The organism is Shewanella sp. SR44-3 (genome assembly GCF_014163735.1).
Classification (GTDB): Bacteria; Pseudomonadota; Gammaproteobacteria; order Enterobacterales; family Shewanellaceae; genus Shewanella.
Genome location: NZ_JACJDV010000030.1, coordinates 35,932 through 44,321 on the forward strand (window position 1 = coordinate 35,932; position 8,390 = coordinate 44,321).

The following is an 8,390-nucleotide window of genomic DNA, read 5'->3' on the forward strand; positions in this document are numbered from 1 at the left end:
GGGTTAACTGAGATCAGTGTTACATCCGTTAACCTTCATGCTAAAAAAAGCCACTCTATTGTGGCTTTTTTTGTTTATAATGTTGGCACTACAACCATTTACAGAAATCGATTATGTTGCCTCAGCTGTCACATCAACAAACACTAGAACCTGTTTATTTAGCCTTTTTAGATGCGCTTGAATTAAGTGAATTTGAAGGAGACATAGACAAGCGCTACAGCGCACGTTTAGTGCAGGCAACCGACAATTCTGTTTATCAGTTTTTGCCCCAAGGGGTGATTTACCCTAAAGATCAGGCCGATTTAAGCTTGCTACTGACTTTAGCTGCGAAACCTGATTTCCGCGGCGTCACCTTCAGCCCCAGAGGTGGCGGTACTGGCACCAATGGCCAATCATTAACCCATGGCTTAATTGTTGATTTATCGCGCTATTTTAATAAAGTGTTAGAAATTAATGCCGAAGAAGGTTGGGCAAGAGTGCAAACTGGGGTGGTCAAAGATGCCTTCAACGATGCATTGCGCCCCCACGGCTTCTTTTTTAGCCCAGATTTATCCACCTCAAATCGCGCCACTTTAGGTGGGATGATCAATACCGACGCCTCAGGCGCAGGCTCCTTAGTATACGGTAAGACTTCTGATCATGTGCTTGGGCTCATCAGCGTGTTAATCGATGGCAGTGTGTTAACCACAGCGCCAGTAAGCCTAGCAGAACTTGATAACAACAATGCTAATAGCAATCCACTTGGGCTTGAAATAAGCAATATTATTGCCAAAGTGTGCCGCGATAAGCGGGAGTTGATTGAACGCCAATTTCCCAAATTAAACCGTTTCTTAACCGGTTACGATCTCAAGCATGTGTGGAATGATGCATTAACTCAGTTTGATTTATCGCGCATTTTAACCGGCTCAGAAGGCACCTTGGCCTTTATTACCGAAGCCAAAGTTTCACTCACGCCGCTGCCTAACTCTCGGGTGATGGTGAACATTAAATACGACTCTTTCGAGTCGGCCCTGCGTCATGCGCCGGCCTTGGTAACGGCCCAGGCAACCGTGGTTGAAACCGTCGATTCAAAAGTGCTCAACCTTGCCCGCGAAGACATTATTTGGCATTCGGTAAGTGAACACATTCAAGCCGTGCCTAACAAGGTGATTGAAGGGCTTAATATGGTGGAGTTTGCCGGTGACGAGCAAACGGTTGCCGATAAAGTGGCAAGCCTTGAAGAGGCGCTCAAGCAGCAGCTTGAAACAGAAGCTTGCGGCATTGTGGGGTTTCAAATCACCGCCGATAAGCCCAGTATCGAGCAAATTTATGCTATGCGTAAAAAAGCCGTGGGGCTGTTAGGCGCCACTAAAGGCAGCCGTAAACCTATCGCCTTTGCTGAAGATACTGCTGTGCCGCCTGAGAACTTAGCCGATTTTATCATGGAATTTCGGGCGCTGCTTGATGGGTATCAATTGCAATACGGCATGTTTGGTCATGTGGATGCGGGCGTGCTGCACGTGCGTCCTGCCCTTGATATGTGCGATGAACATGATGAGAAACTGCTAAAAACGATTTCTGATCAAGTGGCGGCGCTAACCCTTAAATACGGCGGCCTGATGTGGGGCGAGCACGGCAAAGGGGTACGCGGTGAATACGGCCCAGCGGTCTTTGGTGACGAGCTTTATGGGGTGCTTGAGCAAATTAAAGGCCTGTTCGACCCACATAATCGTTTAAATCCAGGTAAGCTGGTGGCGCCAAAAGAGGCTGGCCCACTAATGTTTAATGTGGACAGCGCCAAGCGCGGCAGCTTTGACCGACAAATCCCTATTCAAGTGCGTGACGCCTTCCCCGATGTGATGAACTGTAACGGCAATGGCTTGTGCTTTAACTACAGCAGTTACTCGCCCATGTGCCCTTCGTTTAAAGTCACAGGTGAGCGTATCCATTCCCCCAAAGGACGCACTAGCTTAATGCGCGAATGGCTAAGACTGCTGGAAGCTGAAGGTGTAGATGTTAACGCCTTAGCCAAATCTAAGCCTCTAGGCTGGCTGCAGCGAGCGCAAAATACCATCAAGAGTCAGCAAGAATACGATTACTCCCATGAAGTGATGGAATCTTTACTAGGCTGTTTAGCCTGTAAGTCTTGTTCTAGCCAGTGCCCAGTTAAAGTGGATGTGCCAAAATTTAGGGCGCAGTTTTTCGATATCTATTACAAACGCTATTTACGCCCAACCAAAGATTATTTAGTGGCAGGGATTGAAGATGTATTGCCGTTAATGGCAAGCATGCCAAAGCTTATCAACTTAGCGTCTCAGCATAGATTAAGCCAATGGGCTATTGAGAAAACCCTAGGTTATGTGGATTCACCGGCATTATCTGTACCAACCCTAAAACAACGTCTTCACGGCCACAGCAGCCGAGGTTATGATCTAGAAGCACTGCAGGCCATCCCAGAGGATGCACGCAGTCAATACGTGCTGGTGGTGCAAGATCCTTTTAACAGCTTTTATAATGCCAAATTAGTGCATAACTTTATTCGCCTTATTGAATCCATGGGCTTAAAGCCTGTGTTACTGCCCTTTAAACCGAATGGCAAGCCTGCGCACATTAAAGGCTTTTTGGATAAATTTGCCAAAATGGCCCAGTCCAGTGCCGATTTTCTTAACCATTTGCACGTGTTAGGCATGCCTATGGTGGGGTTAGATCCTGCGTTAGTGCTATGTTACCGTGATGAGTACGCTGAAATATTAGGTCAAAAACGAGGCCATTTTGAGGTCAAACTAGCCAATGAATGGTTGATAGAAGCGATAGCGCAAGTGCCCTGTTTACCGGCATCGAGTAAGCATTTTACTTGGTTTAGCCACTGCACTGAATCCACCGCTAAACCTAATACTGGCAAAGAGTGGAGCACTATTTTTAAACATTTTGGCGCCAATTGTGAGTCAGTGGCCTTGGGCTGTTGCGGCATGGCTGGCACCTATGGCCATGAAAAAGTGAATTTAGAGAATTCCAAGCAATTGTTTGCTATGTCTTGGCAGCCAAGTCTTGAGAAAGTGACCGACAAGACCACAGTGCTAGTGTCAGGGTTTTCCTGTCGCAGCCAAGTAAAGCGCTTTGCTGAGTTTGCGCCTAAGCACCCTGTTGAGGCTTTGCTTGAGCTAATTCAGCAGGCAAGGGGGCAGTAATGACTGGACCAAAATCTGCTAATGCACCTGATAATTCCCCCCTTATATCAAACCAAGGGGAGCAGGCATTAAGGCAGTTTTTACCAGAAAATGTGCCCTTGTGTGATGACATCACCAAGGCGCCGTTGTTTGATATCGACGCTGAGGGAAATTGGCTGTATTTAGCCAGCCCTTTGCCAGCAAAGTTTGCCAAACTGTTCGCCAGTATCTTGTACTGCATCGATGAGCAGCACTACCTAATTACCCCGGTTGAGAAATTAAGGGTGAGTGTTGCAGCAACACCTTTGGTGATGGTGGATTATCAATTGTTGGCTGGCAGCAGTGACAACAATATAAATTTTATCAGCAGTATAGGGGTTGAGTATTCAGTCATTAATACTGATATTGAGGTTAATGATGACGGCATTTATCTAGCCTTAGGGCGAGGTTTAACGGCGCGTCTAGGCCGAGCCTGCTATTATCGCTATATCAATGAGTTTATTCTCCTTGAAAGTTAGGGATACAGTAAGCGTCATGGGATGGCGAGTGCAGAGGCTATAGTGATGAGTGTTGGAGGTGGAATGAAACGCAACGAAAGTCTGACTTACCTTATAACCCACCTAAACCATGGGATCCAAAACGATCTTGATATCCGCTTAAAGCGCTATCAGCTGGATACTAAGTTGTGGCCTGTGCTGTTTACTTTGTGGCAAGAAGAGGGCTTGAGTCAGACAGAGCTATCTAAGCATTGCGATGTGGCCAATTACACTATGACCAGGCTTTTGGATCAGCTGCAAGTGCTGGGATTTATTACCCGCCATCAGGAAGAAGATAATCGCCGTGCCTTTCAAATTTTTCTTACCGATGCAGGCAAAGCGCTAGAAAGTGATTTGATCCAAGAGGCGATGCGTGTCGATGAACGGCACTTAAGTCAGTTAAGTCCCGCGGAACAACAGCAGTTGATGGCGCTATTGAATAAGATGAACCCATAATCTTCGTGCTTGAGTTAAACAACAACGCCGCATCATTGCGGCGTTGTTGTTTATGAAGAGAGCGTTAAGCAAATTCATCATTAAGGTAGTTGATGATGCTCGATGATTCATAAAGCCACTCTACTTGGCCATTTTTTTCAATACGCAAACAAGGCACTTGCAACTTACCGCCATGATTGACCAGCACTTGCTTATGCTCAGCTTGTTTGGCATCCACAGTTTGGATAGGTAAGTTTTGACGTCTCATCGCGCGGCGCACTTTGACGCAAAAAGGGCAAGCAGCATATTGATACAGGGCTAGACCTTGAACTTGCTGGCTAATTTTCGCCATTTCATCAGCAGAGCGTTTACGTGGTGTTGGTGCAAAAATAGCATTTAATAACAAAATGATACGACCTAAAATCCAGCGGATCACAAACATAGCTTTACCTCTATTTCTTGTCTTAAATGAGTCATGTATTTCTAGGGCGCACTGTACCCGAATTTAATCGTATTATAAAGATAAAGCCGCCAACCTCTGGGTTCAAATGTTGGCGGCGATGACCACTGCAGGTCCTGGCTCTCACTCTTAGTCTTCGATGCGAGTGAAGGCGTTGGGGTTATTTGCTAAAGGCCGCGCTGACTTTGGGATAATGATCCCACAGGGCTTCATCTGTCATGGAGCGCACTAGTTTCACGTATTCTGCGTGAGTCCAAGCAAGGGGGGTTGCCGAGTTAGTCCCTTGGCCTAAACGGTAGCCATAACGTGTGCTATTGCCTACGCCATCCCACACTTGCTCGGGTAGCATCAAGCCCTCATTGGCGAAGGTTTCCATGCCTTGAACATAAGTGTTAATCAAAGCCTGTTTACGCTGAGCATCCAGTTTGCCATCAACTAAGGTGCCCGATAACGCTAATGCCAGCTCGTAATGGCCGCGCTCGCCAGTGAAAAAAGGCCAGACTCTGCCGCGCTGCTCTGCAGTATTGCCGTTTTCTGCGTAGCTGAGGCCTGTTTGGGTGTCTTCACCATAACCGTCATTACCATAGCGGCGATAGCCGGGCACTGTGCTGCCATCTTTAGCGTTAAATAAATATTTAAGCCTTAAGTTATCTTCATGTTCAGAATCCACTAAGGCAAGGCTATTGGCTATGATGGGGTCCTTTGCATCACGCACGCCGTAGCGGACTAATTCTAAGAACCCCGCATCCAAAATCAGTCTTTGATCTAAACCTGGCTTGCCATTGTTATCTAAGAGTTTGGTTGCCGTATTTGGATCACCTTGAGGACTTATCCGCACATAATAAGGTGCGGGTTTGTCTATTTCAGAGCGGCTATTGTCGGTACTTGCATCAATCCCAGGCTTTTGCCCCAATAAACCCTTATGGGTCACCATCTGAGTTTCAAGTTTCGCTTCAAGCTTTTTAGCAAATTCAAGGTATTGCTGCGCCTGTTCATCTTTGGCTAGGGCGCCAATATCACTTGCTGCCACCAGACCTGAAATTACCGCCGCAGTGGTTGATGGCGAAAAGCCAAGCTGCTCCTCCCAGCGCTCTTGCTGAGTGCTAGGGGAGCTAATGTGGGTGTCGTTCCAGTCAAGTTTGACCTTGCCGCCATTAACCAAAAAATCTGCCGCAGGTTTTAGCATGCTGTGATACCAATGGCTTATTTCGGCGTCTGTGAATACCCCAGCCTGCCAGAGTTTCCAGCCGAGCATGATGGGCATAGCGGTTTGATCTAACTGCACACCCACCCATTCAATTTCACCGTCCACATGAGTTTTTTGCAAAAACCAGCCCGGCGTGCCGCTATAGCCTTTTGTGTCTTTGGTTACTTGGACTTTTTTAAGGTATTCGAACGCCACTTTTGGGGTTTGGCTGTCACCCATAGCTAAAAAGGCCATGGCGCATTGGTAAAAGTCTCGCGGCCACACGGCCTTGTAACCTGTGCTGCCAACTTTAGCCGAAACACTGTCACCCCATGGATTTGAGAGCGAGGCAATAAGTGCCCCACCATGGGTCTTATCTTCTTGGGCCTTAAGCACTAATGCGCTGGCGTACAAGAGTTTGCCATTATCTGTAGTGCTGCGACTCATGGCATCGAGTGGGGTAAGGCTTGCTAAATAATCTTTCCAGCCAAGGTGACTGTCATCGCCTAAATAGGCACTGAGCACAGCGTCTGAGCCTTGGGCTAAACTAGCGTTTGCGCTAGCAAGGCTTGCGGCTTTATCGGCGCCAAAACCAATCACCAGATCAAATTCCAGCGGGGTATTCATTGTGAGCTCAGGATACTGGGCCGTTAGGGCCACGTTACCCGCTTGCTTGCCAGTATTGGTGTAGCGCCAATCAAGCTTAGCGTTATCCATTAAATCTGTTAAACCATCAGACACCCCAACAAAGCCTGCGCTTGCGCTAACAAACTCAGTGCTGGTTTTCACTGTCATCACAGTTGAGTCAACGGCTAGGGTTTGGGCGATAAGGGCACCATTTTCTATTGTCGCGCTGTCATTGGCGCCGCTGTTGTCGATATGAGGATTCACATAAAGGTGCGGGGTAATGCCTGCTTCAAAGGCGGTAAATATCACCTTCATCATTAGGCTATCGTTATCAGGATTAGTGAAAATGTGTTTTTCTATCTGATATTTACCTTCTATATCTTTGTTGGTTATTTTATAGGCAAGGGATTGCGGCCGGCCTTGCTCATCTTGGTGTAAATATTCAATCTGGCTTGTTGTGTGGTCTTTTTCGGTATCGATAAAGCCTTTGCCTGTCATCACAAACTGCAGTTCTTTTAACTGGGCATTGTGAATAAGGCCATACATGGTTTCGGTTAAAATGCCTTGGGCCACAGAAAACCAAACTTTACTGACAGGATTTGTGGCTTGTGCTTGGTATTTGCCGTCTACATAGGGCTCATAGGCAGTGCCAATGCCGGTTTTACCCGCAAAGGCCCAAGTGGGATCAGCGCCAGGCGCCCCTGGGGCCCAGGTTTGACTTAAGGCTGAGTTTTCACTTAAGGCTGAAGATGCATCCGGTGTGCAGCCGCTTAAGGCGATACTTGTGCTGATAAGCGCTGTAGTAATTAGCGCTGCAAGTTGGCATTTTTTAGTGGTAATGGTTAACTCAGTCATGACTTTCCCCAAATTTTGTGACGTGAACTATTTTTATTCTAAATTTTTATTTTAATCAGCTTGTATGTAGGAGGCTGATGTATAAGTGTTTTTATCATGAGTTATCTTGTTCGACAAACAGCACTGCAATACCTGACAGCATCATAAATACTCCGCCTAGCACTAAAGCGTAGATGGGCTCACCGTTAAAGAAGGTTTTCAGCAACAAGCCCAAGATGCTGGCGGCTAACAGCTGAGGAATAACGATAAAGAAGTTAAATATCCCCATGTACACGCCCATTTTTTGCGGTGGCAGCGCGCCAGATAAGAGTGCATAAGGCACAGATAAAATAGAGGCCCAAGCAAAACCCACCCCTATCATAGGCAGCCATAATAGGCTTGGGTCACTGATAAAGTAGAAACTTATCAGCCCGCTACCGCCTAAGAACATATTCACAGTGTGAGTTAATCTGACGCCCAGCCACTTAGCGAGGAAGGGGATGCAGATAGCAGCAAGGGCGGCAAAACCATTGTAAGAGGCGAATAAAATCCCGACCCAATCGGCACCATCGTTAAACTGCTTAGATAGCACATCAGCACTGCCGTAATGATAAGAGGTGACGGCCGCTGTGGTGTAGATCCACATGGCAAACAGCGCAAACCATGCAAAAAACTGCACCAGCGCCAGCTGTTTCATGGCTTCTGGCATGGCAAACATGTCATCGACAACATTAAACAGCATGCCAGTGGGCAAGGTGGTTTTTCCATGAGCGGCTATGTTCTTTGATGCCGCTGAAGTCTTTTGAAGAGCAAAGGCGCAGTAATATTGCATTGGCGCAAAGGCCAAGATCCCAATGCTCAAAATATACAATTGCTTATCTAGCTGGTACAAGTAAACCGCAGCGGTAAATAGCCCACCAATTATGGCGAAAATGAGCGCGCCAAATTGATACTGCGCCGCGCTTCTGCGGCCAAAGCCTTCACCCATGTGACTTGGGTTAACTTTATCAAGTGCTGGGTTAACGGCTTGTTCGGCTTGGTGGAAGGCTTCAAGCTCAGCGGGGGAGTATTCTTTGCTGCTAACCACAGTCCAACTGACAGCAATAAACAGCACCACGGCGCCAAAATAGAAGGCGTAACGCACTGAATCGGCGATTTCACCGGCT

General features: G+C 47.1%; 6 protein-coding genes. 3 read left to right on the forward strand and 3 right to left on the reverse strand.

The window, feature by feature from the left end; translation table 11 throughout:
* The first annotated feature begins 113 nt into the window (after positions 1-113).
* The 3 genes from H5073_RS13730 to H5073_RS13740 all read left to right on the forward strand — a co-directional run bounded on the left by H5073_RS13730 (position 114) and on the right by H5073_RS13740 (position 4,138).
* Positions 114-3,167, forward strand: a complete 3,054-nt coding sequence (locus tag H5073_RS13730; RefSeq protein WP_182680132.1) for an FAD-binding and (Fe-S)-binding domain-containing protein — start codon at positions 114-116, stop codon at positions 3,165-3,167.
* The gene (locus H5073_RS13735; protein WP_182680133.1) at positions 3,167-3,664 is read left to right on the forward strand and encodes a DUF1285 domain-containing protein; all 498 of its coding nucleotides are present in this window, start codon (positions 3,167-3,169) and stop codon (positions 3,662-3,664) included. The genes H5073_RS13730 and H5073_RS13735 overlap by 1 nt, the downstream gene beginning before the upstream one ends.
* A 63-nt stretch (positions 3,665-3,727) precedes the next feature.
* Positions 3,728-4,138, forward strand: a complete 411-nt coding sequence (locus tag H5073_RS13740; RefSeq protein WP_182680134.1) for a MarR family winged helix-turn-helix transcriptional regulator — start codon at positions 3,728-3,730, stop codon at positions 4,136-4,138.
* Positions 4,139-4,202: 64 nt separating this feature from the next.
* On the opposite strand, the gene H5073_RS13745 is transcribed toward H5073_RS13740, so the two are convergent.
* The 3 genes from H5073_RS13745 to H5073_RS13755 form a co-directional block, all read right to left on the reverse strand.
* Positions 4,203-4,559, reverse strand: coding sequence for a glutathione S-transferase N-terminal domain-containing protein (locus H5073_RS13745; RefSeq protein ID WP_182680135.1), 357 nt, complete (start codon positions 4,557-4,559; stop codon positions 4,203-4,205).
* 178 nt (positions 4,560-4,737) lie between these two features.
* Positions 4,738-7,245, reverse strand: coding sequence for a glycoside hydrolase family 15 protein (locus H5073_RS13750; protein WP_182680136.1), 2,508 nt, complete (start codon positions 7,243-7,245; stop codon positions 4,738-4,740).
* A gap of 94 nt (positions 7,246-7,339) precedes the next feature.
* Positions 7,340-8,390 (reverse strand): MFS transporter (locus H5073_RS13755; RefSeq protein ID WP_182680137.1); only part of this gene is annotated, 1,051 nt, incomplete at its 5' end.